This is a genomic window from Pseudomonas sp. WS 5021 (genome assembly GCF_012985535.1).
In the GTDB taxonomy this organism is placed as follows: Bacteria; Pseudomonadota; Gammaproteobacteria; order Pseudomonadales; family Pseudomonadaceae; genus Aquipseudomonas.
Genome location: NZ_JAAQWP010000001.1, coordinates 656,236 through 682,326, shown reverse-complemented (window position 1 = coordinate 682,326; position 26,091 = coordinate 656,236). Strand labels below are relative to the sequence as shown.

Annotated in this window: 26 protein-coding genes; 13 read left to right on the top strand and 13 right to left on the bottom strand. The window is 61.4% G+C overall.

Annotation, left to right across the window (positions count from 1 at the left end):
* Positions 1-25 precede the first annotated feature (25 nt).
* On the top strand, positions 26-886 hold the full coding sequence (locus tag HBO19_RS03105) for a MurR/RpiR family transcriptional regulator (protein ID WP_169851198.1): 861 nt from the start codon (positions 26-28) through the stop codon (positions 884-886).
* Between the two features lie 132 nt (positions 887-1,018).
* On the opposite strand, the gene HBO19_RS03100 is transcribed toward HBO19_RS03105, so the two are convergent.
* The 10 genes from HBO19_RS03100 to HBO19_RS03055 all read right to left on the bottom strand — a co-directional run bounded on the left by HBO19_RS03100 (position 1,019) and on the right by HBO19_RS03055 (position 12,310).
* Positions 1,019-1,864 (bottom strand): D-hexose-6-phosphate mutarotase, encoded by an 846-nt coding sequence (locus HBO19_RS03100; protein ID WP_170056870.1) that lies wholly within the window; start codon positions 1,862-1,864, stop codon positions 1,019-1,021.
* 161 nt (positions 1,865-2,025) lie between these two features.
* Complete coding sequence (locus tag HBO19_RS03095; RefSeq protein ID WP_170041918.1) at positions 2,026-3,372, bottom strand: carbohydrate porin; 1,347 nt, start codon at positions 3,370-3,372, stop codon at positions 2,026-2,028.
* Between the two features lie 178 nt (positions 3,373-3,550).
* Positions 3,551-4,708 carry a sn-glycerol-3-phosphate ABC transporter ATP-binding protein UgpC gene (gene ugpC / locus HBO19_RS03090; protein ID WP_057444178.1) on the bottom strand — a complete coding sequence of 386 codons (1,158 nt, stop codon included), beginning with the start codon at positions 4,706-4,708 and terminating at the stop codon, positions 3,551-3,553.
* Between the two features lie 2 nt (positions 4,709-4,710).
* Complete coding sequence (locus HBO19_RS03085) at positions 4,711-5,553, bottom strand: carbohydrate ABC transporter permease (RefSeq protein WP_169955352.1); 843 nt, start codon at positions 5,551-5,553, stop codon at positions 4,711-4,713.
* A complete protein-coding gene (locus tag HBO19_RS03080) occupies positions 5,546-6,454 on the bottom strand; it encodes a sugar ABC transporter permease (RefSeq protein WP_029296391.1) in 909 nt (302 codons plus the stop codon). The genes HBO19_RS03085 and HBO19_RS03080 overlap by 8 nt, the downstream gene beginning before the upstream one ends.
* 169 nt (positions 6,455-6,623) lie before the next feature.
* The gene (locus tag HBO19_RS03075; protein ID WP_169955353.1) at positions 6,624-7,910 is read right to left on the bottom strand and encodes an ABC transporter substrate-binding protein; all 1,287 of its coding nucleotides are present in this window, start codon (positions 7,908-7,910) and stop codon (positions 6,624-6,626) included.
* Between the two features lie 106 nt (positions 7,911-8,016).
* Complete coding sequence (locus HBO19_RS03070; RefSeq protein ID WP_170056869.1) at positions 8,017-9,276, bottom strand: AGE family epimerase/isomerase; 1,260 nt, start codon at positions 9,274-9,276, stop codon at positions 8,017-8,019.
* A gap of 141 nt (positions 9,277-9,417) precedes the next feature.
* On the bottom strand, positions 9,418-10,260 hold the full coding sequence (locus HBO19_RS03065; protein WP_169955355.1) for an ATPase: 843 nt from the start codon (positions 10,258-10,260) through the stop codon (positions 9,418-9,420).
* A gap of 105 nt (positions 10,261-10,365) precedes the next feature.
* Positions 10,366-11,364: an NAD-dependent epimerase/dehydratase family protein gene (locus tag HBO19_RS03060; protein ID WP_169955356.1), complete on the bottom strand. Its 999-nt coding sequence runs from the start codon at positions 11,362-11,364 to the stop codon at positions 10,366-10,368.
* A gap of 52 nt (positions 11,365-11,416) precedes the next feature.
* Positions 11,417-12,310, bottom strand: coding sequence for a LysR family transcriptional regulator ArgP (locus tag HBO19_RS03055; protein ID WP_170041915.1), 894 nt, complete (start codon positions 12,308-12,310; stop codon positions 11,417-11,419).
* A 102-nt stretch (positions 12,311-12,412) separates the two neighbouring features.
* On the opposite strand from HBO19_RS03055, the gene HBO19_RS03050 reads away from it, so the two are divergent.
* From HBO19_RS03050 to HBO19_RS03020, 7 genes are all read left to right on the top strand, one after another.
* Positions 12,413-12,811 (top strand): ACT domain-containing protein, encoded by a 399-nt coding sequence (locus tag HBO19_RS03050; protein WP_170056868.1) that lies wholly within the window; start codon positions 12,413-12,415, stop codon positions 12,809-12,811.
* Positions 12,812-12,816: 5 nt separating this feature from the next.
* The gene (locus HBO19_RS03045; protein WP_169955359.1) at positions 12,817-13,416 is read left to right on the top strand and encodes a LysE/ArgO family amino acid transporter; all 600 of its coding nucleotides are present in this window, start codon (positions 12,817-12,819) and stop codon (positions 13,414-13,416) included.
* A gap of 178 nt (positions 13,417-13,594) precedes the next feature.
* Positions 13,595-14,191, top strand: a complete 597-nt coding sequence (locus HBO19_RS03040; RefSeq protein ID WP_017125974.1) for a Fe-Mn family superoxide dismutase — start codon at positions 13,595-13,597, stop codon at positions 14,189-14,191.
* Positions 14,192-14,345: 154 nt separating this feature from the next.
* Positions 14,346-14,537 (top strand): hypothetical protein, encoded by a 192-nt coding sequence (locus HBO19_RS03035; RefSeq protein ID WP_169955360.1) that lies wholly within the window; start codon positions 14,346-14,348, stop codon positions 14,535-14,537.
* Positions 14,538-14,761: 224 nt separating this feature from the next.
* On the top strand, positions 14,762-16,813 hold the full coding sequence (locus HBO19_RS03030; protein ID WP_169955361.1) for a bifunctional diguanylate cyclase/phosphodiesterase: 2,052 nt from the start codon (positions 14,762-14,764) through the stop codon (positions 16,811-16,813).
* Between the two features lie 161 nt (positions 16,814-16,974).
* Positions 16,975-18,318, top strand: a complete 1,344-nt coding sequence (locus HBO19_RS03025) for an imelysin family protein (RefSeq protein ID WP_169955362.1) — start codon at positions 16,975-16,977, stop codon at positions 18,316-18,318.
* Positions 18,319-18,580: 262 nt separating this feature from the next.
* Positions 18,581-20,035, top strand: coding sequence for a TrkH family potassium uptake protein (locus HBO19_RS03020; RefSeq protein WP_170056867.1), 1,455 nt, complete (start codon positions 18,581-18,583; stop codon positions 20,033-20,035).
* Here HBO19_RS03020 and HBO19_RS03015 read toward each other — a convergent pair.
* On the bottom strand, positions 19,992-21,053 hold the full coding sequence (locus HBO19_RS03015; protein WP_169955364.1) for an AraC family transcriptional regulator: 1,062 nt from the start codon (positions 21,051-21,053) through the stop codon (positions 19,992-19,994). The two genes, HBO19_RS03020 and HBO19_RS03015, sit on opposite strands and share 44 nt — an antisense overlap.
* 172 nt (positions 21,054-21,225) lie before the next feature.
* Between HBO19_RS03015 and HBO19_RS03010 the strand changes: the two genes are divergently transcribed.
* The 5 genes from HBO19_RS03010 to HBO19_RS02995 all read left to right on the top strand — a co-directional run bounded on the left by HBO19_RS03010 (position 21,226) and on the right by HBO19_RS02995 (position 24,010).
* Positions 21,226-21,537 (top strand): DUF962 domain-containing protein, encoded by a 312-nt coding sequence (locus HBO19_RS03010; RefSeq protein WP_169955365.1) that lies wholly within the window; start codon positions 21,226-21,228, stop codon positions 21,535-21,537.
* A 27-nt stretch (positions 21,538-21,564) separates the two neighbouring features.
* Positions 21,565-22,155 carry a phosphohydrolase gene (locus HBO19_RS03005; RefSeq protein ID WP_170041912.1) on the top strand — a complete coding sequence of 197 codons (591 nt, stop codon included), beginning with the start codon at positions 21,565-21,567 and terminating at the stop codon, positions 22,153-22,155.
* Positions 22,156-22,306: 151 nt separating this feature from the next.
* Positions 22,307-22,435 carry a hypothetical protein gene (locus HBO19_RS28405; protein ID WP_262376940.1) on the top strand — a complete coding sequence of 43 codons (129 nt, stop codon included), beginning with the start codon at positions 22,307-22,309 and terminating at the stop codon, positions 22,433-22,435.
* 74 nt (positions 22,436-22,509) lie between these two features.
* Positions 22,510-22,692 carry a hypothetical protein gene (locus HBO19_RS03000; RefSeq protein WP_169955367.1) on the top strand — a complete coding sequence of 61 codons (183 nt, stop codon included), beginning with the start codon at positions 22,510-22,512 and terminating at the stop codon, positions 22,690-22,692.
* A 118-nt stretch (positions 22,693-22,810) separates the two neighbouring features.
* Positions 22,811-24,010 carry an MFS transporter gene (locus HBO19_RS02995; protein WP_169955368.1) on the top strand — a complete coding sequence of 400 codons (1,200 nt, stop codon included), beginning with the start codon at positions 22,811-22,813 and terminating at the stop codon, positions 24,008-24,010.
* Here HBO19_RS02995 and arfB read toward each other — a convergent pair.
* Entirely contained in the window at positions 24,007-24,420 is a 414-nt protein-coding gene (gene arfB / locus HBO19_RS02990) for an alternative ribosome rescue aminoacyl-tRNA hydrolase ArfB (protein ID WP_057439984.1), read from the bottom strand. The genes HBO19_RS02995 and arfB overlap by 4 nt on opposite strands.
* Positions 24,421-24,477: 57 nt before the next feature.
* On the bottom strand, positions 24,478-25,899 hold the full coding sequence (locus HBO19_RS02985; RefSeq protein ID WP_170041911.1) for an amino acid permease: 1,422 nt from the start codon (positions 25,897-25,899) through the stop codon (positions 24,478-24,480).
* Between the last annotated feature and the right edge of the window lie 192 nt (positions 25,900-26,091).

Genomic DNA, 26,091 nt, shown 5'->3' with positions numbered 1-26,091 from the left:
CCGAAGGAAAGACTGAATGGACCGCGTGCGAAATCTTCTGGAACAGATCCGGAACCGCCTCGAAGAATTGAACAAGGCCGAGAAAAAAGTCGCCGAGGTCATCCTGCTCAACCCACAGCAGGCGACCCGCTTCTCGATCGCCGCCCTCGCCCAAGCCGCCTCGGTCAGTGAACCGACGGTCAACCGTTTCTGCCGTTCGTTCGGCGTCAGCGGCTACCCTGAACTGAAACTGCAGCTGGCGCAAAGCCTGGCCAGTGGCGCCGCCTATGTCAGCCGTGCAGTGGAGGCTGATGATAACCCCGAGGCCTACACGCAGAAGATTTTTGGCAGCGCCATTGCCTCATTGGACAGCGCCTGCCAGGCCCTGGACCCGAACCTGATCAGCAAGGCCGTGGACCTGCTGATCCAGGCGCGGCAGATCCACTTCTTCGGCCTCGGCGCCTCGGCACCGGTGGCCATGGATGCCCTGCACAAGTTCTTCCGTTTCAACCTGTCGGTGACGGCCCATGCGGATGTGCTGATGCAACGGATGATTGCTTCGGTGGCGCATACCGGCGAATTGTTCGTGATCATTTCCTACACCGGCCGCACCCGCGAGCTGGTGGAAGTGGCGCGCATCGCCCGGGAAAACGGCGCCTCGGTGCTCGGCGTGACTGCCGAGAACTCGCCACTGGCCAAGGCCAGTACGGTGAGCCTGAACATCCCGCTGCCGGAAGACACCGACATCTATATGCCGATGACCTCGCGGATCATTCAGTTGACGGTGCTGGATGTGCTGGCCACCGGCATGACCTTGCGCCGTGGCGTGGATTTCCAGCCCCATCTGCGCAAGATCAAGGAAAGCTTGAATGACAGCCGGTATCCGGTTGGCGATGAATTCAACTAGGTAGGAATTTCTTCCAGCCATACCGGCCCTATCGCGAGCAAGCCCGCTCCCACAGGTTGACCGTATTCCAAGGGTGGACTCGGTCAACCTGTGGGAGCGGGCTTGCTCGCGAAGACGGCATCAGTAACGCCGCTAAACCCCCGCCCGGGCCTGCAAACTCAAATGCGCCCTCTCCCCCGGCGCCAGGCTGGCCCCGGCCATGGCCGACTCGACACACACAAACCCCGCCGCCTCGTTAAAGCTCACCCCCAGCAACGGCCGGCTGCCCGGATGCCAGACCACCGTGTCGGCACTGTCGCCAGTGTCGATGCACAGTTCGCGCTGCCAGGCATGGTCCTTGAGCTGCAATTCGCCCTCATGCTGGAACACCCGCTGGCAGCCGCCATCGACGCGCAGCTCACCTTCCTGCTGGCAAACCTGGCGACTCAACTGGTCGTAACCCTGTGCCCCGTCGAGTCCAGACAGCGCTACCTCGCCAACGTTGCCGATCCGCCAATAAGCATGCAACGCATGGCTCAATTGGCACGGCAGCTCGTCCTGGTGCTCGGTGCTCAGACGCAGCTCCAGGCTTTCGCCCAGGTGCGCATGCAGGTCCACCTGCCAATCGCACAGTTGCAATTGCCAGTGCAGGCGCACGCCGTCGTCGTCGGTGCTGCTGTCCAGCAGTTTCCAGTCAATCAAGCGTGCCCAACCATGGGACGGCCAGGCGTTTTCGCTGGGATGGCGGCCATACCAAGGCCAGCACACCGGCACACCGCCACGGATCGCCCCGACTTGCGGCCACTTTGCCGCGCACCACAGCCATGGCTTCTGGCCTGTGGGTTGGAAGTGCAGCAACTGCGCCCCCTGGCGGCTGAACACCGCCTGGCACCGCGGATGATCGATCACCAGCACGTCGCGCATCTGGAAGCGCTCCCAGGCGAATACCGGCTGCTCGCGCAGGGATTTGAAAAAGCGTTGCAGCGGATGCTCATGCATGTGCCACGGTCCTGTAGATCACTATCGCTCACCTCTTGGGTGAACCTGTGGAAGCTGGCTGGCCGGCTCCCACATGAGTTATGCGCACCAGCCCAAAAAAAAGCGGATAGCCATGGCTACCCGCAAATGCGCACAGAGAGAAGGAGCTTATCGCAACCGTGTTAGAACACCGACTGAATTTTCAGACCGGCGACCAAGGCGTTGTCGACTTTATCCACGCCACCTGGGTGGGTGACGTATTGCAGGTTGGGACGCACGGTCAACCAGTTGGTCACGTGGAAGCCGTAGTTGATTTCGTAGTTGTACTCGGTGCTGCGCAGTGGCGCATAACCTACCTGGCTGTAATCGGTGAACCCGCCAGCTTCGTTCAACAGCTCGGCGTTCTTGCGCACGTCATCGTTGACATGCAGGCGCGCAGCGCCAATGCCCACGTCATCTTTTGGACGCGCATCGAATGGGCCCTTGTACACCAGCATGATCGACTGATAGTTGTCGACCGTGTTGGTTTCCTTGTCGTGGAAGGTGGCGTTGGCCGCAATGTTCAGGCCGCGGGATGCGTCGCCGTTATGGGTGGTGAGTTGCTGTTGCGCAACGAACCAGTAGCCCTTTTTGCTGCTGCGGGTACGGTAGTCTGCGCCAGTGGTGGCCGCGTTATCGCCGTTGACGTCTTCACGTACATCGGGAGCATCGGCGGCGCTCTTGTAGTAACCCACACGGTATTCGCCCGGCAGGTTATTGACCTTCGGCGACCAGACCAACTCCACCGGGATCACTGTACCTTTGGTGCCACTGCCGCTGAGCTTGAAGCCGTTGCCGTGTTCCAGCTGCGAGGGGTTCTGGTTGTACGCACCGATCTGCGCATACAGCTCTGGCGTGATGTTGTACTTCACGCGGATCGCGGCCTGGCTGACCGGCCAGTTGTACCAGGTGTTGACGTAGTTACCCACTTGGGAACCACAGAACGACAGGTTCTGGAAGTCGCACGGGAAGGTATTGAAGTCTTCGCCCTCACCGAAATAACCGAGTTTCACATCCAGCTTGTTGTCGAACATCTGGTGCTGAATCCAGAACTGGGTCAGGCGCACCATATGGCCACGGCCGTACACTTCTTGAGACGAACTCAGGGTGCTTGCACGTGGGTCGCCAATACGGTCATTGGAGATGTTGCGGCCGTTACGGCTGGTCATCTGGATCTTGGCCTGGGTGTTGTCCCAGCCCCAGAGTTTTTGCAGGTCCAGCGCTACGCCGAGGCCGAACTGGTCAGCATAACGACCGGTCTTGTCATCGTTGTAGCCGCCGTGGGCGTTGTAGCCCGCTTCCCCAACGTAGTCGGCCTTGATGTCGATACCCTGCTCGATCAGTTTGGTCCGCTCGCCGCCCCAATCGCCGGTCATCCACTTGGAATCGGCACTGAACGCTTCGTCTGCCATCGCATTGGCAGACAAAACCAGCGCTGCCACTGCTGACAACTGGCAGATCAAGCGAGTGTTGTTATGTTGCTTTTTCATCCCTACATCCTCGTCTTTATTGTTATTAACTGTTTTTATCTAACGCGGTTTACAGCTATTTCCGAAACATCCACATCGAATGTGTGGGAGCGGGCTTGCTCGCGATGGCATCACTGCGGTGTGCCTGGTAGACCGAGCGGCCTGTATCGCGGGCAAGCCCGCTCCCACATTTTGATTTTCAGCGGCCTTTAAATTGGGTGACGTTGTCGGCGTGTTGCACTGGCACTGACGCGGCGGTGCCCAGGCGTTCGCCGGTCTTGGCGTCGAACAGCAGCACCTTGGCCGGATCGAACTGCAAGGTCAGGCTCTCGCCCACTTGCGGCGCTACGTCCGGCGCCAGGCGGCAGCAGACCTTGGTGTCATTGAGCTGCACGAACACCAGGGTGTCCGGGCCGGTCGGCTCGGTCACCTGGACTTCAGCGCGAATGCTCGGCAGGCCATTGCCCTCGCCGCTGGCCAGGACAATTTGCTCCGGGCGCAGGCCAAGGATCACGTCGCGGTCTTCAAGACCCGCATCGTTCATGCCCAATGGCAACTCGCAACGCGCCTGGCCGCTGTCGAGCAGGGCCAGCAGGCGGCCTTCCTTGCGTTGCAGGCGCAGGGGGATGAAGTTCATCGGCGGCGAGCCGATAAAGCTCGCCACAAACAGGTTGGCCGGATCGTTGTAGATGTCTTTGGGCGTGCCGAACTGCTGGATGATGCCGTCCTTCATCACCGCCACTTTGTCGCCCAGGGTCATGGCTTCGATCTGGTCGTGGGTCACATAGACCGTGGTGGTTTTCAGGCGTTGGTGCATCAGTTTCATTTCGGTGCGCATCTCGACCCGCAGCTTGGCGTCGAGGTTGGACAGCGGCTCGTCGAACAGATAGATCTTCGGCCGCCGCGCCAGCGCCCGGCCCATGGCCACGCGCTGTTGCTGGCCACCGGAGAGCTGGCCCGGCTTGCGATTGAGCAGGTGTTCGATCTGCAGCAACTTGGCCACCCGCGCCACTTCCTCGTCGATGGCCGCCTGGCTCATCTTGCGGATCTTCAGGCCGAATTCGATGTTCTCGCGCACGCTCATGGTCGGGTACAGCGCGTAGGACTGGAACACCATGGCGATGTCCCGGTCCTTGGGGCTCATGCCGCTGACGTCCTGGTCACCGATCATGATCGCGCCGCCGCTGATGTTTTCCAGGCCGGCGATGCAGTTCATCAAGGTGGACTTGCCGCAGCCCGAAGGCCCGACGAGGATCAGGAACTCACCGTCCTTGATCGACAGTTCGATGTTCTTCAAGGTGTCCGGCAGGCCGGCACCATAGGTCTTGTTTACGTTGCGAAGTTCGAGCGTAGCCATGATTACCCCTTGACCGCGCCAGCCGTGAGGCCGCGCACGAAATACTTGCCTGCGACCACATAGACCAGCAGGGTCGGCAGCCCGGCGATCATCGCCGCCGCCATATCAACGTTATATTCCTTGGCCCCGGTGCTGGTATTGACCAGGTTGTTCAGCGCCACCGTGATGGGCTGCGAATCACCGCTGGAGAACACCACGCCAAACAGGAAGTCGTTCCAGATCTGGGTGAACTGCCAGATCAGGCAGACCATGATGATCGGCGTCGACATCGGCAGGATGATCCGACGGAAGATGGTGAAAAATCCCGCGCCATCCAGGCGCGCAGCCTTGACCAGCGCATCCGGAATGCTCACGTAGTAGTTACGGAAGAACAGCGTGGTAAACGCCAGGCCGTAGACCACGTGCACAAACACCAGGCCCGTGGTGGTGCTGGCCAGGCCCATCTTGCCGAGGGTGAACGAGGCCGGCAGCAAGACGGTCTGGAACGGCAGGAAGCAGCCGAACAACAACAGCCCGAAGAACAACTGCGAACCGCGAAAACGCCACATCGACAGCACGTAGCCGTTCAATGCGCCGATGGTGGTGGAGATCAGCACCGCGGGGATGGTGATCATGAACGAGTTCCAGAAGTACCCGTTCACCGTGGCCCAGGCCTTGACCCAGCCAATCCCGGTAATCACCGTCGGCCAGCTCAGCAGGTTGCCGGTGCTGATGTCTTCCGGGGTCTTGAAGCTGGTCAGCAGCATGACCACCAGCGGCACCAGGTACAGCACCACGGCCAGGATCAGCACCCCATGGATCGCCAGGCGGCTGAAGCTGATGGAAGGTTTGGCGAGACTAGTCATGGCGCTTGGTCCTCAGCTCGGAGTACAGGTAAGGCACGATGATCGCAAGGATCGCGCCGAGCATCAGGATCGCACTGGCCGAGCCCATGCCCATCTGGCCGCGGCTGAAGGTGAAGGAGTACATGAACATCGCCGGCAGGTCGGACGAGTAGCCAGGACCACCGGCCGTCATCGCGGCCACCAGGTCGAAGCTCTTGATGGCAATGTGCGCGAGGATCATTACCGCGCTGAAGAACACCGGGCGCAGGCTGGGCAGCACCACGCTCCAGTAGATGCGCGGCAGGCTGGCGCCGTCGATCTGCGCGGCACGGATGATCGATTGATCAACCCCACGCAGGCCGGCGAGGAACATCGCCATGATAAAACCCGAGGCTTGCCATACCGCCGCAATCACCAGGCAATACACCACACGATCCGGATCGATCAGCCAGTCCAGGCGAAAGCCTTCCCAGCCCCAGTCGCGCAGCAGTTTGTCCAGGCCCATGCCGGGGTTGAGCAGCCATTTCCAGGCGGTACCGGTGACGATCATCGAGAGCGCCATCGGGTACAGGTAGATGGTGCGGATAAAACCTTCGCGACGGATGCGCTGGTCGAGAAATACCGCCAGCAACACGCCGATCACCAGGGTGATGCCGATAAACATGCCGCCGAACAGCGCCAGGTTTTTGCTCGCCACCCACCAGCGGTCGTTGTCGAACAACCGCGCGTATTGCGCAAGGCCCACCCATTTATAGGTGGGCAGGAAGGTGGAGTTGGTGAACGACAGTACGAACGTCCACAGGATGTAGCCATAGAAGCCCACCAGGACGATGAACATGCTCGGGGCCAGCACCAGTTTGGGGAGCCAGCGCTGCAATGCATCGAACGGCGAGGCCTTGCTGAACACAGCAACAGAACTCATGGGGAAATCCAGGGCAGGGAGTAAGGGGCTAACGGATAACCTTGTGGGGGCCGGCTTCATGTGGGCGCTGGCTTGCCTGCGATGGCATCACCTGGGTGTCACTGCTACACCGAGGCGCCTGCATCGCGGGCAAGCCCGCTCCCACACTGAAACCGATTCCCCCTAGGGGTTACTTGGCAGACTTGACCGCTGCGCCAAGTTTCTTGGCGGTGTCGGCCGGGTCGGCTTTCGGGTCGTTGATGAAGTTGGTCACCACATCAAAGAACGCACCCTGCACCGCCAGCGTGGTCGCCATGTTGTGCGCCATGCTCGGCTGCAAGCCACCGGACTTGGCATCCACCAGGAAGTCCTTGGCCGCCGTCTGGGCGCAGCTGTCGAAGCCGTACTTGGCCATATCGCCAAGCATGTCGTTGCGCACCGGGATCGAGCCTTTGTTGATGCTGAAGACCTTCTGGAAATTCTCGCCCAGCACCACCTTGGCGATGTCCTGCTGACCGGCCGAGGTGCCGGCATCTTTCTGCTTGAACACCGCCAGGGAGTCGATGTTGTAGGTGAAGGCCTTGTCGGTGCCCGGGAAGGCTACGCACTCGTAGTCCTTGCCGGCGACTTTCTTGGCAGCGGTCCATTCGCTCTTGGCCCAGTCACCCATGATCTGCATGCCGGCCTTGCCATTGATGACTTTGGCGGCTTCCAGGTTCCAGTCCTGGCCCTTGCCGTCGGCATCCATATAGGTGGCGACTTTTTTCAGTTCAGTCAGCGCCTTGACCATGTCGGGGCCGGTCAGGGTCGCGTTGTCGAGGTCGACCAGGGCTTTCTTGTAGCCATCCACGCCCATGACCGAGAGCACTACGGCTTCAAATACCGTGCTGTCCTGCCAAGGCTGGCCACCATGGGCGAGCGGGATGAAGCCTGCGGCCTTGAGCTTGTCGCCGGCGGCGTAGAATTCTTCGAGGGTCGTAGGGTTTTTGCTGATGCCGGCTTTCTTGAAGACTTCCGGGTTGATCCACAGCCAGTTGACGCGGTGGATATTCACCGGCACGGCGACGTAATCACCTTCGTACTTCACCGTGTCGGAGACTTTCTTGTCGAGCAGATCGTCCCACTTCTCGGCCTTGGCCACGTCCTTCAGGACGTCGGTGTCGAGCAGCCCGGTGGACGCCCATTCCTGGATGTCGGGGCCCTTGATCTGGGCCACGCCTGGCGGGTTGCCGGCGACCGCGCGGCTTTTCAGCACGGTCATGGCAGTGGCGCCACCGCCACCTGCAACGGCCCCGTCTTTCCAGGTAAAACCGTCTTTCTCAACTTGGGCCTTCAGGACATCCACCGCCGCCTTCTCACCGCCCGAGGTCCACCAATGCACAACTTCAACCGTCCCTTTCGAGTCGGCGGCAAATGCACTGAGGGGAAACAACGAGGCAATGGAAATAGCAACGGCGAGGCGATTAATCGCGTTCATCTGAGTACCTTTTTCTTGTTGTTATGCATGCAAGTCTGGAGCTTGCGCTGCATAGGATTCTAAACAGGGATTTTTGCCAGGCACGTAACAAAGGGACGGGCAAATGTCACCACTTGGTGACATAGCAACCGGCCCCCAGCGCACTGGCCATGCTTGGCGATAACGCCAGGCCCGGCAGCAATACGGCCTGCCAGGCATGGTACAGGTCCGGCTTGCCGCCCCAGATCTTGCTGGCGGGCAGGTTTTGCGGGTCGAGTTCGTGGTGCCAACTGCCCTGGACCCGGTCGATCAGGTGGGTTTCACAGAACTCCCAGAACCGCCGGTACCAGACCTCGTAATGCCACTCGCCGGTGCGCTTGAGCAGGGCCTGGGCCGCCGCGCTGGCTTCGGCGTGGGTCCAATGCAGGCGCTCACGCACCACCGGGCGGTAGTGCCAGTCCAGGGTGTAGACCAGGCCCGGGGCCCCATCCACCGCCCAGCCGTATTCACAGGCGCTGGCGAACAAGCCCCTGGCGGCTTCCAGCAACCACTCGGGCGTGACCAGCCCCGCCTGCTGGCGGGCGGCCTCCAGATGCAACACCAGGCGCGCCCATTCAAAGCCATGGCCGGGGGTGATGCCGTAGGGTCGAAAGCCATCGGCCGGGTTGTCTTGGTTGTAGCTGTGCAGAGGTTGCCAATGGCGGTCGAAGTGCTCGATCACCATAAACTCATTGGCGCCGGCGTGCTGACGGATCACTCGTTCGACGATGCGCAGCGCCCGCCCCAGCCAGCACGTATCGCCGGTGACATCGGCCAGGGCAAGAAAGGCTTCGGTGGCGTGCATATTACTGTTGGCGCCACGATAGGCTTCTTCGCCGCTCCAGTCCTGGGCGAAGGACTCGAGCATTGCGCCCTCCTCGTCACTCCAGAAATGCTGGTCGATGATCTGGATAGCATCCGTCAGCAAGGCTTGCGCCCCTGGGGCACCCGCGACCACTGCGGAACTGGCGGCCAGGGCGACAAAGGCATGCAGGTAGGCGGCCTTGCCCGTATTGCCGTCACGCGCGCCGGCAACAGCAAACCAGCCGCCATGCTCGGCATCCCGCAACGCGCCGCCGAGGCTGGCCACACCGTGCGCCACCAGCTCGGCATAGCCCGGCAGCCCTTGGGCGTGGGCCATGGCGAAGCTGTGGGTCATGCGGGCGGTGTTCATGGTTTCGGCGCAGGCATCGGCGGGCAGGTGACCGTGGTCGTCGAGGTTGCCGAAGCCTTCAGGCAGCCGCGAGGCCTTGGCAAAGCCCAGCAGACGCTGGCCTTCGGCGGCAAGCCAGGCGTGATGGGCAGGTGCGTTCAGCCAACTGCTGGCAGGCAGTGGTTGCATGGTCATGGGTGGCCCTTTTTGTTTTTGTGGGATAACCGCAGTCTAAACAAGGGTCAGGAAGGGGCAGGTAACGAAAGGGCGAGAAAATGTCACCGAATGGTGACATTGGCAGGAGCCGGCAAGCCGGCTCCAACAATAACAATGGTGTCACTGGCCCAGGGGCGTGACCTTGGCCGGCGCGCTCACTTCACGCTGCAGGTTCTGCATCTGGGTCTGCAAGGTCGTGATGTTGCGGGTGGTCTGGATACGGAACACGTCGAACTCTTTGTTCGACGGCCCTTCGGTGGCGGCGCGGTTGTCCAGCTCGCTCTTGATCACCAGCAGGTCCTGCTCCAGGCGCGCAATGGCCGTGGCCGGATTGCCCTGCTTCTTCAAGGCTGCCACCTCCGTGCCCAGTTCCTTGACTTCGGCATTCAACTTGGCGGTTTCGGCCTGGGCGGCCTTGAGGGTGGTCAACTCAGTGACCAGACCCAGGACCTGGGCCTGCAACTGGGTATTGGCGGTGGTCAGTTCGGTGGTGCTGGCACTCATCTGCGCCAGGCGCTTGTCCAGGTCGGTGGCCTGGCCCGCCACGCCCAACTGTTGTTTGCCCTGTTCCAGCAATTGGCTTTCCAACTGCTTGATCTGCAGCTTGAGTGCTTCACTGCCGGTATTGACGTTGGCCTCGCTGGCCACCACCTTGCCGGAAATGTCCTGCAAGCGGCCGGCAGCTTCTTCACTGATGCGCGCGAAGCTTTCCTGGGTCGCTACCAGTTGCTGCCCCATCAGGGAAATCTGCTGGAAACTCCACCAGGCCAGGCCGGCAAAGGCGAACAGCAGCGCGCCGACCAGGGCCCACAACGGCCCGGTGCTGGCGCTCTTGACCTTGACCACCGGCGCCGGGCGCGAGCGGATGGCGGTGGCCGCTGTGGGCACAAAATCATCGTCGTCGCCAACGTCGGCCCGCAGGCTCGGCACGTTGTCAAAGTCGTCTTTAGTATCGTTACGCATGAATCAACCTTGAAATAACTACATAAAAACGGCGGGAGTATAAACCCCAGGCCCATCGCCTTGGTCGAACGGCCAGCGAAAAAACGCTTCGCGGTGTTGCCCAGGCTACTTGGTGCCCGGATCCTGGACCTTCCACCAATGGCAAAACTCATCGAGGGCCGTCCACAGGCTGACCTTGGGCTGATAGTCGAGATAGTGCTGTGCGCGGCTGATATCGAGGGTGAAATCCTTGTTCATCACCTGCATCCCCAGGCGTGACAGCGACGGTTCCGGGCGCCCCGGCCACATCGCGCAGCAGGCTTCATTGAGCGCCGCAATGCTGTAGGACAAACCGTAGGAACGGTAACGCGTGACCTGGGGCATTTCCATCTGGCGCATCACGTAGTTGACCACGTCCCACACCGGCACCGGCGTGCCATTGCTGATGTTATAGGCTTTGCCCAGCGCCGATCCGGTGGCCAGCAGGCTGCTGAGCAGCGCCTCGTTGAGGTTGTGCACGCTGGTGAAGTCGACCTTGTTCAGGCCGTCGCCGACGATGGCCAGGCGGTTCTTGCGCTGCATTTTCAACAGGCGCGGGAAGATGCTCATATCACCAGCACCGGTCACAAAGCGCGGGCGCAGGGCCAACACTTCCAGGCCGAACTCCTGGGCGCCGAAGACTTTCTGCTCGGCCAGGTACTTGGTAGCCGCATACGGGTGCTTGAAGCGCTTGGGCACTTGCTCCTCGGTCAGGCCCAGGTGATCGCGGCCATCGAAATAGATCGACGGCGACGACAGGTGCACCAGGCGCCCGACCCGTTGCTTGAGGCAGGCCTCGACCACGTTTTCGGTGACCTGCACATTGCCCTGATGGAAATCCTGGTAACGCCCCCACAACCCCACGGCGCCGGCGCAATGCACCACGGCCTCGACGTCGCGGCACAGGTTGCGTACCAGGTCCGGATCATTCAGATCACCCTGGATAAACTCGGCGCCGCGCCGTACCAGGTGCTCGACACCCTCGGCCCGCCGCCCGTTGACCCGCACGTCCAGGCCCTGCTCCAGGGCAAAACGCGCAAAGCGCCCGCCAATGAAGCCGCTTGCGCCGGTGACCAGAATTTTCATGTGTTACCCCGTGTTCTTTCATTTTTCATCGCAGTTGCGTTGACGCCGACAGTCACTCCAACGGCACCAGCAATTGGCCAGTTGCCCGCGCCAGATGCTCGGTCAACAAGCCGAGCAATTGCCCACCACTGCGCCAATGATGCCAGTACAACGGCACATCGATGGGTTTATCTGGCAATAACTCCACCAGTACGCCCCTTTGCAATTGCTCGCGCACCTGCAATTCCGGCACCAGCCCCCAGCCCAGGCCGGCTTCGGTCAGGCGGATAAAACCTTCGGACGACGGGCATAAATGGTGTTCGAAACCTCCATCCACACCTAGGGATGCGAGGTAGCGATGTTGTAGGAAATCATCCGGGCCAAACACCAGCGCCGGCGTACGCGCCAACTGATCGGCGCGCACGCCGCCTGGAAAGTGCCGGGAGATAAACGCCGGACTGGCCAACGCACGATAGCGCATGGCCCCCAGCAACAGGCTGCGGGCCCCGGCCACCGGGCGCTCGCTGGCGCAGACGCAGGCCGCCACTTCGCCGGCGCGCATGCGCTTGAGGCCGACGGTCTGGTCTTCAACCACCAGGTCCAGCAACAAATGTTGCTCGGCGCAAAAGTCGCCCACCGCCTGCGCCCACCACGTCGCCAGGCTGTCGGCGTTGATGGCAATCCGCAGGCGTTCAGGCATGCCCTCTTCATCCAGGGCTGGCACCTGGCTTTGCAGGTCGCGCTCCAGCAGGCGCACCTGCTGCACATGGTTGAGCAGGCGCCGGCCGATTTCCGTGGGGGTTGGCGGCGTCGCGCGCACCAGTACCGGCTGGCCGATGCGCGCTTCGAGCAATTTGATGCGCTGGGAGATGGCCGATTGCGACACCCCGAGTACCTGGGCACCGCGCTCGAAACCGGCCTGTTCCACCACGGCCGCGAGGGCCGACAGCAATTTATAGTCGAACATCAGTTTTCCTAATGAGCGATGAGCAATATTGGTTTTTCTTATACAGCGCCACACCGGAGAATGACCAGCATCGCGTCTTTACTTTCTTTCAAGGATCTCCCAATGGCTGGCGAAACCGCCCTGGCAACCCTGCTGCGCAGCATGAGCCCACAGCTCAATGCCGGCGACTACGTGTTCTGCACCCTGGCCGATAACCGCCTGCCCGCCTGCGAAGTGATCGGCAGCTTTCGCGAACAGGAAGGCTTGACGGTGATTGTCGAGCGCCAACAAGCCGAACAGGCCGGCCTGGCCTTTGAGTATGTAGCGGCGTGGATCACCTTGAACGTGCACTCGGCCCTGGAAGCCGTGGGCCTGACCGCCGCCTTCGCCAGCGCCCTGGGACGTGCCGGGATCAGTTGCAATGTGGTCGCCGGCTATTACCACGATCACCTGTTTGTCGGGCGCAGCGATGCGCAGCGGGCAATGGATGTGTTGCAACAACTGGCGGCGGGCGCGGAGTAAATCCTATGTGGCAGAGTTATGTTAACGGCCTGCTGGTAGCCCTCGGGCTGATCATGGCGATCGGTACGCAAAACGCATTTGTGCTGGCCCAGAGCCTGCGTCGCGAACACCACCTGCCGGTTGCGGCCTTGTGCGTGGTGTGTGATGCGCTGCTGGTGGCCGCCGGGGTATTTGGCCTGGCGACGGTGCTGGCACATAACCCTGTGCTGCTGGCGATTGCCCGTTGGGGCGGGGCGGCGTTCCTGCTGTGGTACGGCGCCCTGGCCTTGCGCCGCGCCTGTTCGCGGCAGAGCCTGGGCCAAGGCGAAGGGCAGAAGGTGCGCTCATTGCGCGCGGTGATGCTCAGCGCCCTGGCCGTGACCCTGCTCAACCCCCATGTGTACCTGGACACCGTTTTGCTGATCGGCTCCCTCGGCGCCCAGCAAACCGAGCCGGGCGCTTATGTCGCAGGCGCCGCCAGCGCTTCGTTGCTGTGGTTTTCCGCCCTCGCCCTCGGCGCCGCATGGCTGGCCCCGTGGCTGGCGCGCCCGGCGACCTGGCGCCTGCTGGACCTATTGGTGGCGGTGATGATGTTCAGCGTGGCCTATCAATTGATCAGTGCCTGAGGAATATTCCAAAACGCTCTGGAACCTATATTCCACACAGTTGTTGCGTGGTTTTGCCGCACCCCCGGTGCTATGATCCAGACCCTGCGCCGCAAAGAGTACAAACTCCCCGGCGCTTGTTTGGCCGCCCGTGATCGGCCTTGCGCTCACCGCAACTGACCTGATTAGGAGAATTATCATGGCTTTCGAATTGCCGCCGCTGCCGTACGCACACGATGCCCTGCAGCCGCACATCTCCAAGGAAACCCTGGAGTTTCACCACGACAAGCACCACAACACCTATGTCGTGAACCTGAACAACCTGGTGCCTGGCACCGAGTTCGAAGGCAAGACCCTGGAAGAGATCGTCAAGTCCTCTTCGGGTGGCATCTTCAACAACGCAGCCCAAGTCTGGAACCACACCTTCTACTGGAACTGCCTGGCGCCAAACGCCGGCGGTCAACCGACTGGCGCATTGGCTGAAGCGATTAACGCCGCTTTCGGTTCGTTCGACAAGTTCAAGGAAGAGTTCACCAAGACTTCCGTCGGCACCTTCGGTTCCGGTTGGGGCTGGCTGGTGAAAAAGGCTGACGGTTCCCTGGCCCTGGCCAGCACCATCGGCGCCGGCAACCCGCTGACCAGCGGCGACACCCCGCTGCTGACCTGCGACGTCTGGGAACACGCCTACTACATCGACTACCGCAACGTGCGTCCAAAGTATGTGGAAGCGTTCTGGAACCTGGTCAACTGGAAGTTCGTGGCTGAGCAGTTCGAAGGCAAGACCTTCACTGCCTAAGCAATCCTTGCAGTAAAAAAGAGCCCGGCGATTGCCGGGCTTTTTTGTGCCCGGTTGAAAATCATGGCACTCCAGCAGCGGAACCCAACGACAGGAATCGACCACAGAGCCCGTGGGAGAAATAACTTCCTCATCTATCTAAGGAGTGTCAGCTATGGGTGGATTAATAAGCGGGATGATGGGCGCAGCCTCGGCAGCCTTGCCGGGGATTGGGCAACTCGTGGGAGCGATGGCGGAAACGGCGGCGAAAATGTTGAAGGGCGGATCAGGTGAAAACGAGGAGAAGGATTCCGGAAAAGTCGCCGAAGATGTCCATGTAAAAACCAATGTGAGCATTACTTACTAAACGGTAAAGCTACCGAGCAGCTCTCGGTGCAGGTAAAAAAGCACACGCCTGCGCTCCCACCAGCAGTGCAAAAGGGCGGCGGACAAGATCCGCCCGCCGCCTTCCTGCCCTTCATCGACTAGGCTCCAGAGGCTACCCAGCGCATTGTCCCTTTGACTGCCATCTCGGGATTGCCAATACTCATGGCATATTGAGGCTACCCGCATGGAACAAGGAATGACCCTTTGAAGCTGGAACTCAAAAACAGCTTGTCGGTGAAGTTGCTCCGGGTGGTGCTCTTGTCGGCACTGATTGTGGGCGTAGCACTGAGCGTGGCGCAGATCGTCTTTGATGCCTACAAGACGCGCCAGGCCGTGGCCGGCGATGCCCAGCGCATCCTCGACATGTTTCGCGACCCCTCGACCCAGGCCGTCTACAGCCTGGATCGTGAGATGGGCATGCAGGTCATCGAAGGCCTGTTTCAGGATGATGCAGTGCGCATGGCCTCCATTGGCCATCCCAACGAGCCCATGCTCGCCGAAAAGAGCCGGGATTTGCAGCACTCCCCCAGCCGCTGGCTGACGGATGTGATTCTTGGCCAGGAGCGCACCTTCACCACCCCATTGGTGGGGCGCGGGCCCTATAGCGAATATTACGGCGACCTGAGCATCACCCTCGACACGGCCACCTATGGCCAGGGCTTCATCGTCAATTCGGTGATCATCTTTATCTCCGGGGTGCTGCGCGCCCTGGCCATGGGTCTGGTGTTGTATCTGGTCTATCACTGGCTGCTGACCAAGCCCCTGTCGCGGATCATCAGCCACCTCAGTTCGATCAACCCCGACCGCCCCAGCGAGCACAAGATCCCCCAGCTCAAGGGCCACGAAAAAAACGAACTGGGGCTGTGGATCAATACCGCCAACCAGTTGCTGGCGTCCATCGAACGCAACACCCACCTGCGCCACGAAGCAGAAAACAGCCTGCTGCGCATGGCCCAGTACGACTTCCTCACGGGCCTGCCCAACCGCCAGAAGCTGCAGGAGCAACTGGACAAGATCCTGATCGACGCCGGCCGCCGGCAACGCCGGGTCGCGGTATTGTGCGTGGGGCTGGATGACTTCAAAAGTGTCAACGAGCAGTACACCTACCAGGCCGGCGACCAATTGCTGCTGGCCCTGGCCGACCGCCTGCGCGCCCACAGTGGTCGCCTCGGCGCCCTCGCCCGCCTGGGTGGCGACCAGTTCGCCCTGGTCCAGGCCGATATCGAGCAACCCTACGAAGCCGCCGAGCTGGCACAAAGCATTCTCGATGACCTGGAAGCCGAGTTCGCCCTGGACCACGAACAGATCCGCCTGCGCGCCACTATCGGTATCACCTTGTTTCCCGAAGACGGCGACAGCACCGAGAAGCTGCTGCAAAAAGCCGAGCAGACCATGACCCTGGCCAAGAGCCGCTCGCGCAACCGCTACCAGTTCTATATCGCCAGTGTCGACAGCGAGATGCGCCGCCGCCGCGAACTGGAAAAAGACCTGCGTGAAGCCCTGGGCCGCGACCAGTTTCACCTGGTGTACCAACCGCAGATCAGCTATGTCGACCATCGTGTGGTCGGGGTCGAGGCGCTGATTCGTTGGCAACACCCGGAACACGGGCTGGTGCCACCGGACCTGTTTATCCCGCTGGCGGAACAGAACGGCACCATCATCCCCATTGGCGAATGGGTGCTGGACCAGGCCTGCCGGCAATTGCGCGAGTGGCATGACCTGGGCTTCAGCGAGCTGCGCATGGCGGTCAACCTGTCCACGGTGCAACTGCACCACGCCGAACTGCCACGGGTGGTCAACAACCTGTTGCAGATCTACCGCCTGCCGCCGCGCAGCCTGGAGCTGGAAGTGACCGAGACCGGCCTGATGGAAGACATCAGCACCGCCGCCCAGCACTTGCTGAGCCTGCGCCGCTCCGGCGCGCTGATTGCCATCGACGACTTCGGCACCGGCTACTCGTCACTGAGCTACCTGAAAAGCCTGCCGCTGGACAAAATCAAAATCGACAAGAGCTTTGTCCAGGACCTGCTGGATGACGACGACGATGCCACCATCGTGCGGGCAATCATCCAGCTGGGCAAAAGCCTGGGCATGCAAGTCATTGCCGAAGGCGTGGAGACGCCCGAGCAGGAAGCCTACATCATCAGCGAAGGCTGCCACGAAGGTCAGGGCTATCACTACAGCAAGCCCCTGCCCGCCCGTGAGTTGGCGGCCTATCTCAAACAGGCCGAGCGCAATAACGCTGCCATCCTGTAAAGCCATGATGGCCACCCAAGGCACGGCCTTGGGCGGCTGGCGCTGGAATGTTAAATTTTTACTGCGTTAACTCTTTACAGAAAATGCAAATCTTTCGCATTATGTCGCAGTTTTGCGCGCCGCACTGCGCCCCGATCAACTACCGAAGCAGGATGTTCGCCATGATTCGTATGCCCCTGGCCACCGCCAGTCTGCTGGCCATCGCCATTTCTCTCGCCGGCTGCGGCGAGGGTAAAGACAAGGCCGCCGCTCCCCAGGCGCCAACGCCAGCTGCCAGCACTCCCGCTCCAACGGCTGCCGCTACCGCCGGCCAGGTTGACGAGGCTGCCGCCAAGGCGGTCGTCGCGCACTACGCAGACATCGTATTCGCGGTATACAGCGACTCCGAGTCCACTGCTAAAACCCTGCAGACCGCCATCGACACCTTCCTTGCCAACCCCAACGACGAAACCCTGAAGGCCGCCCGTACCGCCTGGATCGCCGCGCGCGTCCCGTACCTGCAGAGCGAAGTGTTCCGCTTCGGCAACACCATCATTGACGATTGGGAAGGCCAGGTGAACGCCTGGCCGCTGGACGAAGGCCTGATCGACTATGTCGACAAATCCTACGAACACGCTCTCGGCAACCCAGGCGCCACCGCCAACATCATCGCCAACACCGAGATCCAGGTCGGCGAAGACAAGATCGACGTCAAGGAAATCACTGCGGAGAAACTTGCCAGCCTCAATGAGCTGGGCGGTTCCGAAGCCAACGTCGCCACTGGCTACCACGCCATCGAATTCCTGCTCTGGGGCCAGGACCTGAACGGCACCGGCCCTGGCGCCGGCAACCGTCCAGCGTCGGACTACCTGCAAGGCGACGGCGCCACCGGTGGGCATAACGAGCGTCGCCGCACTTACCTGCGCGCCGTGACTCAACTGCTGGTCAGCGACCTTGAAGAAATGGTCGGCAACTGGAAACCCAACGTCGAAGACAACTACCGCGCCACCCTGGAAGCAGAGCCTGGCACCGACGGCCTGCGCAAGATGCTGTTCGGCATGGGCAGCCTGTCTCTGGGTGAACTGGCGGGCGAGCGCATGAAAGTGTCCCTGGAAGCCAACTCGCCGGAAGACGAGCACGACTGCTTCAGCGACAACACGCACTACTCGCACTTCTACGACGCCAAGGGCATCCGCAACGTCTACCTGGGCGAGTACACCCGCACCGACGGCACCAAGCTGACCGGCGCCAGCCTGTCGTCCCTGGTGGCCAAGGTCGACCCGGCTGCCGATGAAGCCCTCAAGGCTGACCTGGCGGCTACCGAAGCGAAGATCCAGGTCATTGTCGACCACGCCAACAAGGGTGAGCACTACGACCAGTTGATCGCCGCCGGCAACACCGCGGGCAACCAGATCGTGCGCGACGCCATCGCGGCCCTGGTCAAGCAGACCGGCTCTATCGAGCAAGCTGCTGGCAAACTGGGCATCGGCGACCTGAACCCGGACAACGCTGATCACGAGTTCTGATCCGCGCGGTTTGAATGAGGCGGCCTTCGGGTCGCCTTTTTTGTATTCATCGTTTGCAGTCGCCCTCTTCCCTGTAGGAGCTGGCTTGCCTGCGATGGCGGTGACTGACCCACCGCTATCGCAGGCAAGCCAGCTCCCACACAAGCCAGCGCCCCTGTTAAGCCAAGTCCTACATCAGATCCGCCGCCCTTTGCAGCCCCCGGTTTACAAGCCCTGCACCGCAGGTAGAATGGCGCCTCCAACCGTCACCCGAGCGCAATTCATGGCAATGCCGACCCTGCGGATCATTGGTTTCATCATCGGCATCTTCCTGATTACCCTCGCGGTCGCCATGGTCGTGCCCATGGCGACCCTGGTGTTTTTCGACCGCACCAGCGACCTGCCGTCCTTTCTCTGGGCAAGCATGATCACCTTTATCGCCGGCCTGGCGCTGGTGATCCCCGGGCGCCCGGAACAGGTGCAACTGCGCCCCCGGGACATGTACCTGCTGACCGTCAGCAGTTGGGTGGTGGTGTGTATCTTTGCCGCACTGCCGTTTTTACTGACCCAGCACATCAGCTACACCGACTCGTTCTTTGAAAGCATGTCCGGCATCACCGCCACTGGCGCCACCGTGCTCAGTGGCCTGGACACCATGTCGCCGGGCATTCTGATGTGGCGCTCGATGCTGCACTGGCTTGGCGGCATCGGCTTTATCGGCATGGCGGTGGCGATCCTGCCGCTGCTGCGCATCGGTGGCATGCGCCTGTTCCAGACTGAATCCTCGGACCGCTCCGAGAAGGTCATGCCGCGCTCGCATATGGTGGCGCGGCTGATCGTGGCGGCCTATGTCGGTATCACCATCCTCGGCAGCCTCGGCTTCTGGTGGGCCGGCATGGGCCTGTTCGACGCGATCAACCATGCGATGTCAGCCATTTCCACGGGCGGTTTCTCGACGTCCGACGAGTCGTTGGCGCACTGGAAACAACCTGCCGTGCATTGGGTGGCGGTCGTCGTGATGATCATGGGCAGCCTGCCGTTTGCCTTGTATGTCGCCACCTTGCGCGGCAACCGCAAGGCGCTGATCAAGGACCAGCAGGTACAGGGCCTGCTCGGGATGCTGCTGGTGACCTGGGTCGTGCTCGGCACCTGGTACTGGTGGACCACCGACCTGCACTGGCTGGATGCGCTGCGCCATGTGGCGCTGAACGTCACGTCCGTGGTGACCACCACCGGCTTTGCCCTCGGCGACTACAGCCTGTGGGGCAATTTCTCACTGATGCTGTTCTTCTATCTGGGCTTTGTCGGCGGTTGCTCGGGCTCCACCTCCGGCGGGATCAAGATTTTCCGCTTCCAGGTCGCCTATATCCTGCTCAAGGCCAACTTGAACCAACTGATTCACCCAAGGGCGGTGATCAAGCAGAAATACAACGGCCACCGCCTGGACGAAGAAATCGTGCGGTCGATCCTGACCTTCTCGTTCTTCTTTGCCATCACCATCTGCATGATCGCCCTGGCCCTGTCGCTGCTGGGCGTGGACTGGATGACTGCCTTGACCGGCGCCGCCAGTACCGTCTCCGGCGTGGGCCCGGGGCTGGGCGAGACCATCGGCCCGGCCGGCAACTTCGCGACCCTGCCGGACGCCGCCAAGTGGATCCTGTCCCTGGGCATGCTGCTCGGCCGGCTGGAAATCATTACGGTGTTTGTGCTGTGTATGCCAGCGTTCTGGCGGCACTGACATTCGCTGAAGTTTCCAGTAGCCGCGCCCGGTATTCGCCGGGCGTGGCATCGAACCAGCGGCGAAACGCGCGGAAGAAGTTACTCGGGTCGGCAAACCCCAGCAGGTAGGCGATTTCCAGCAGGGTCATGCTCGGCTGCGCCAGGTACTGCTCGGCCAACTCGCGGCGGGTGTCGTCGAGCAGGGTCTGGAAGCTGGTGCCCTCCTCCTGCAAACGCCGCTGCAAAGTGCGCTGGGACAGGTGCAAGGTCTGCGCCACCACCTCACGCTTGGGTTCACCCTGGGGCAGCAGCCGGCATAGCACCTGGCGGGCCTTGTGGGTCACGCGGCTCTCGGAAAACCTGGCCAGGTATTCCCCGGCAAACCGATCGTGCAACAGCGCCATCGCTTCATTGGCAGTGGGCAGCGGCGCTTCCATGTCCGCCCGCTCGAAGATCAGCGCGTCATACGGTGCGTTGAACACCAGCGGTGCATGAAAGGCCTGTCTATAGGGTTCCAGGTCGGCAGGCTGAGCGCCTTGCACCAACACTTTGCGCGGCTGCAACGTGCGCCCGGTCAGCCAGCCACATAACGCCAGCGCGCAGGCCAGCGAGGCCTCGGCGCTTTGCCGGGTGGGCGGCAGGTGGTCGCCGTGCACCGTGAGGATCAAGGCATAGCCTTCGGGCAACAGACGGAAACTCAGGTCGGCGCTTTCGGCAATGATCCGCTGGTAGCGCACCAACCGGGTAAAGCCTTCAGCCAGAGTGCTGCTGGACATCAAGGCGTAACCGGCCACATGGAACGACGCCGGGCGCACCACCTTGCCCATGTTCAGGCCGATGGCCGGATTGCCCGACACCTCCACCGCCCGCTGCCAGAGCCGGGTCATGGAGTCCTGGGGGAACCGCGCGTCGGGGTCGTCCAGGGCGCGGTAATCCAGGCCCAGCTGTTTGAACAGGGCGCGGCAATCCAGGCCCTCGAGCTCCAGCGCCTTGACAATCCCCATCGCCCAACTTGCAGAAGTCGTTCGTTCGTTCATGGCGTTTTCTTGCACGCTTTCTATGAAGGGACGGCTGAAACCGCAGCCAGGAACCCAAGGATACTAAAGTGGCGTCTATTGTCACTGGCCCTTGCCTGTGATGACTCTAGACTCAAATAAACTCCCCGCCGAACATCCGTCGGGCACAACAAAAACCAGAGGGCCGGCCAACGTGGAAAATGTCAGACAATTCAATAGCTTCGCCGAGTTCTATGCGTATTACCTGAGCGAACACGGCAACAGCACCTGCCGGCGCCTGCATTTTATCGGTACCAGCCTGGTGATTTTTATTCTCGCGCTCGCCATCGGCAAAGGCGCCTGGTGGCTGCTGTGGGTACTGCCGGTGGCCGGCTACAGCTTTGCCTGGGTCGGGCACTTCTTCTTTGAAAAGAACCGCCCGGCCACTTTCCAGCATCCGTTCTACAGCCTGCTGGGAGATTTCGTGATGTATCGCGACATGATCCTGGGCAAGGTGCCGTTCTAACCTACCCAAACAATAAGAGACCCGCCGATGAGCCAGCAGGCCCGCTTTACCCATATGCAGGACGGCACCCAGGAAGACTGGGCGATCATCGCCGCCGACTTCAGTGCCTACGCCCGCCAATTGCCGGGGCGCATCCTCGCGCACCTGCGGCTGCTGGAAGGTGACTTCGGTGGCTTCCCGGTGGACCGCCTGACCCATTCCCTGCAAACCGCCAGCCGCGCCTGGGTCGATGGCCGCGACGAAGAATATGTGGTCTGCGCGCTGCTCCACGACATCGGCGATACCCTGGGCTCCTACAATCACCCGGACATTGCCGCCGCTATCCTCAAACCGTTCGTCAGCCCACAGAACCTGTGGATGGTGGAAAAGCACGGGATTTTCCAGGGCTACTACTTTTTTCATCACCTGGGCATGGATCGCCACCTGCGCGAGCAATTTGGCGAACACCCGCAGTACGAGCAAACCATTGAGTTCTGTGCCCGCTATGACGCGGCCGCGTTCGACCCGGCCTATGCCACCCTGCCCCTGAGCTTTTTCGAACCAATGCTGGCGCGGGTCTTCGCCCAGCCCAAGACTTCGATCTACAAGGCCGCCATGGAGCGCCAGGCCAGCGTGTGACCTCTTGTCACTTGCGTGTTGGCGCAAATGGTTCGTGGATTTGCCGAGATAAAAGTCTTTTTGTCATTTGCAGTGCTGTATCCTGCCCAGGCTTTGTGAAAAGCGCGGCACATCTGCAATTCCACAACAGACCTTGCGAGGAGCGACGACGATGCACGAGATTCCCAATCTCCCCTTCCCAAGCCTGCACGAGACCGAGCAGCCAACCCCGCAACAGGCCGGCAGCGACAAGCCAGTACCGGCACAGGCAACACCGGTCGACAGCGATAGCGACGACTGACCGCAGTACCCAGACCGTGTGGAAAGCGTGACACTGCGCGCTTTCCACACCGCCTGAATCAAGAGACACGCCACATGCCCGACACTCCCAAGCATTCCCCCGATGAAGCGATACTCGGCGCCGCCCTGCAAATGGTCGATGTGTGGAGCCGCCTCAGCCCGGAAAAGCAGGCGCTGCTGCTCAAGCGCTTCGGCACCCAGGAAAACGCCCTGGCCGCGCTGGTCACCACGCGCATGCTCAACCCCGCCCCCCTGTAGGAGCCGCTTGCCGGCGATCGCAGTCATGCAGCCGCCAAAGGTTTTATGCCCTGTGCAGCGCAAAGCATCGGTATCATAAGCAGCCTATCTTTTCCTGCCGCGACAGTGGACCCTTCCCATGCCAGATACCCAGCGCCCCATGGCGGTCACGCTGCAAGTCGTTTCCATCGTGCTGTTCACCTTTATCGGCTACCTGAACATCGGCATTCCCCTGGCCGTATTGCCGGGCTATGTCCATAGCGACCTGGGCTTTGGTGCCGTGATCGCGGGCCTGGTGATCAGCGTGCAGTACCTGGCCACCCTGCTGAGCCGGCCCTACGCCGGGCGTATCATCGACAATCGCGGCAGCAAGCGCGCGGTGATGTACGGCCTGGCCGGCTGCGGCTTGAGTGGGGTGTTCATGCTGGCATCCGCCGCCCTGACCCATCTGCCGGCCCTGAGCCTGGCCAGCCTGCTGATTGGCCGGCTGGTGCTGGGCAGTGCCGAAAGCCTGGTGGGATCGGGCTCCATTGGCTGGGGCATCGGCCGGGTCGGCGCGACGAATACCGCCAAGGTCATCTCCTGGAACGGTATCGCCAGCTACGGCGCCCTGGCGATTGGCGCACCTTTGGGGGTGCTGCTGGTCCGCCAGTTCGGGCTGTGGAGCATGGGCGCAAGCATCATTGCCCTGGCAGTACTGGGCCTGTTGCTGGCCTGGCCCAAAGTCGCGGCGCCCATCGTGGTGGGCGAACGCCTGCCGTTCATGCATGTGCTCGGCCGCGTGCTGCCCCACGGCTGCGGGCTGGCCCTGGGCTCCATCGGCTTTGGCACCATCGCCACGTTTATCACCCTGTATTACGCGACCCAGAACTGGGATAACGCGGTGCTGTGCCTGAGCCTGTTCGGCGCCAGTTTTATCGGCGCGCGCTTGCTGTTCGGTAACTTGATCAACCGGATCGGCGGGTTTCGCGTGGCGATTGCCTGCCTGTCGGTGGAAACCCTTGGCCTGTTGCTGTTGTGGCTGGCGCCGAATGCCGAACTGGCCCTGGCGGGCGCGGCCTTGAGCGGCTTCGGGTTTTCCCTGGTGTTTCCGGCGCTGGGAGTTGAAGCAGTCAACCTGGTGCCCGCTTCCAGCCGTGGTGCGGCGGTGGGTGCCTATTCGTTGTTTATCGATTTGTCACTGGGGATCACCGGGCCACTGGCCGGGGCGATTGCGGCGGGTTTCGGCTTTGCCTCGATCTTCTTGTTTGCCGCGCTGGCGGCCTGCGCCGGGCTGCTGCTGAGCCTGTACCTGTATCGCCAGGCCCCCAAATACCGCGACGAACGTAACGCCGGCTAGAAATCTACCTTGCCGCGCCCGGCCTTGATGCTGCCGCGCTTGGTCTTGGATTCCAGGCGACGCTTTTTCGAACCCAGGGTGGGTTTGGTCGGGCGGCGTTTTTTCTCGACCTTGGTCGCGCTGAGGATCAACTCCACCAGGCGTTCCAGGGCGTCGGCGCGGTTCTGTTCCTGGGTCCGGTACTGCTGGGCCTTGAGGATCAGCACGCCGTCGCTGGTAATACGGCTGTCGCGCAGCGCCAGCAAGCGTTCCTTGTAGAACGGCGGCAACGACGACGCGCCGATATCAAAACGCAAGTGCACGGCGCTGGAGACCTTATTGACGTTCTGCCCGCCTGCGCCCTGGGCGCGGATGGCCGTCAACTCGATTTCGGCATCGGGCAGGTGCACGTTACTGGAGATCACCAACATGGAAAGCGGGTCCGTTGACACCTGTAGGAGCCGGCTTGCCGGCTCCTACAGGGTGGGCTAGTTGTTCAGCGAGGATACAGCACTCAAGTCGGCCAGCGCCTTGCGCTTGTTCTTGAGCACGTAGCACACCCACATAAAGGCCACCCAGACCGGAATCGCGTACACCGAGACCTGGATCCCCGGAATCAGCAGCATGACTCCCAGGATAAACACCACGAACGCCAGGCACACATAGTTACCGTAGGGGTACCACAGCGCCTTGAACAAAGGCACCTGAGCGGTGCGGTCCATGTGCTGGCGGAACTTGAAGTGCGAGAAGCTGATCATCGCCCAGTTGATCACCAACGTGGCCACCACCAGGGACATCAGCAGTTCCAGGGCGTGCTGCGGGATCCAGTAGTTCATCAACACCGCCACCAGGGTGACAGCCGCCGAGGCCAGGATCGAACGCACCGGCACGCCGCGCTTGTCGATTTTCGCCAGCGCCGCCGGGGCGTCGCCCTGCTCGGCCATGCCCAGCAGCATGCGGCTGTTGCAGTAAGTGCCGCTGTTGTACACCGACAGCGCCGCCGTCAGTACCACAAAGTTGAGGATATGCGCGGCAGTATTGCTGCCCAGCATCGAGAACACCTGCACGAACGGGCTGCCGCTGTAGGCATCGCCGGAAGCGTTCAAGGTCACCAGCAGGCTGTCCCACGGCGTCAGCGACAACAGCACCACCAGGGCGCCGATGTAGAAGATCAGGATGCGGTAGATCACCTGATTGATCGCCTTGGGGATCACGGTGCGTGGCTGGTCCGCTTCCGCGGCGGTAAAGCCGAGCATTTCCAGGCCGCCAAACGAGAACATGATGATCGCCATGGCCATCACCAGGCCGCCAACGCCATGGGGGAAGAACCCGCCGTGCTCCCACAGGTTGCTCACCGACGCCTGGGGCCCGCCGGTACCGCTGACCAGCAGGTAGCTGCCCAGGGCGATCATGCCGACAATCGCCACCACCTTGATAATCGCAAACCAGAACTCGGCCTCGCCAAACACCTTGACGTTGGCCAGGTTGATCACATTGATCAGCACGAAAAACGCCGCCGCCGAGACCCAGGTCGGAATCTCCGGCCACCAGTAGTGCACGTACTTGCCGACGGCGGTCAGCTCGGACATGCCCACCAGAATGTAGAGGATCCAGCAGTTCCAGCCCGACAGAAAGCCTGCGAAACCGCCCCAATACTTGTGGGCAAAATGGCTGAAGGAGCCGGCCACTGGCTCTTCGACGATCATTTCGCCCAGCTGGCGCATGATCATAAAGGCAATGAAACCGCAGATGGCATAACCAAGGATCATCGACGGACCGGCTGACTTCAGCACCCCCGCCGAGCCCAGGAAGAGGCCGGTACCGATCGCGCCACCGAGGGCGATCAATTGAATATGACGATTTTTCAGGCCGCGCTTCAGTTCGCCTGAATGCGAGTTGGGTCCACTCATGAAAAGGGTCTCACGCAAGGTTTGATGATGTTCAATACACGATGCTGCTTTGAAACCGACTCAAGCAGCGCCAATCAAACCCCAGCGCAGGCACCAGGAGTTCAGCGTCTTTCTAACGGTCATGCGTCACCTGTTTGTTTTTATCTGTGACGAAATCGAACCCGTCCGGCTTATGGCCAGGCGGAGTTAACA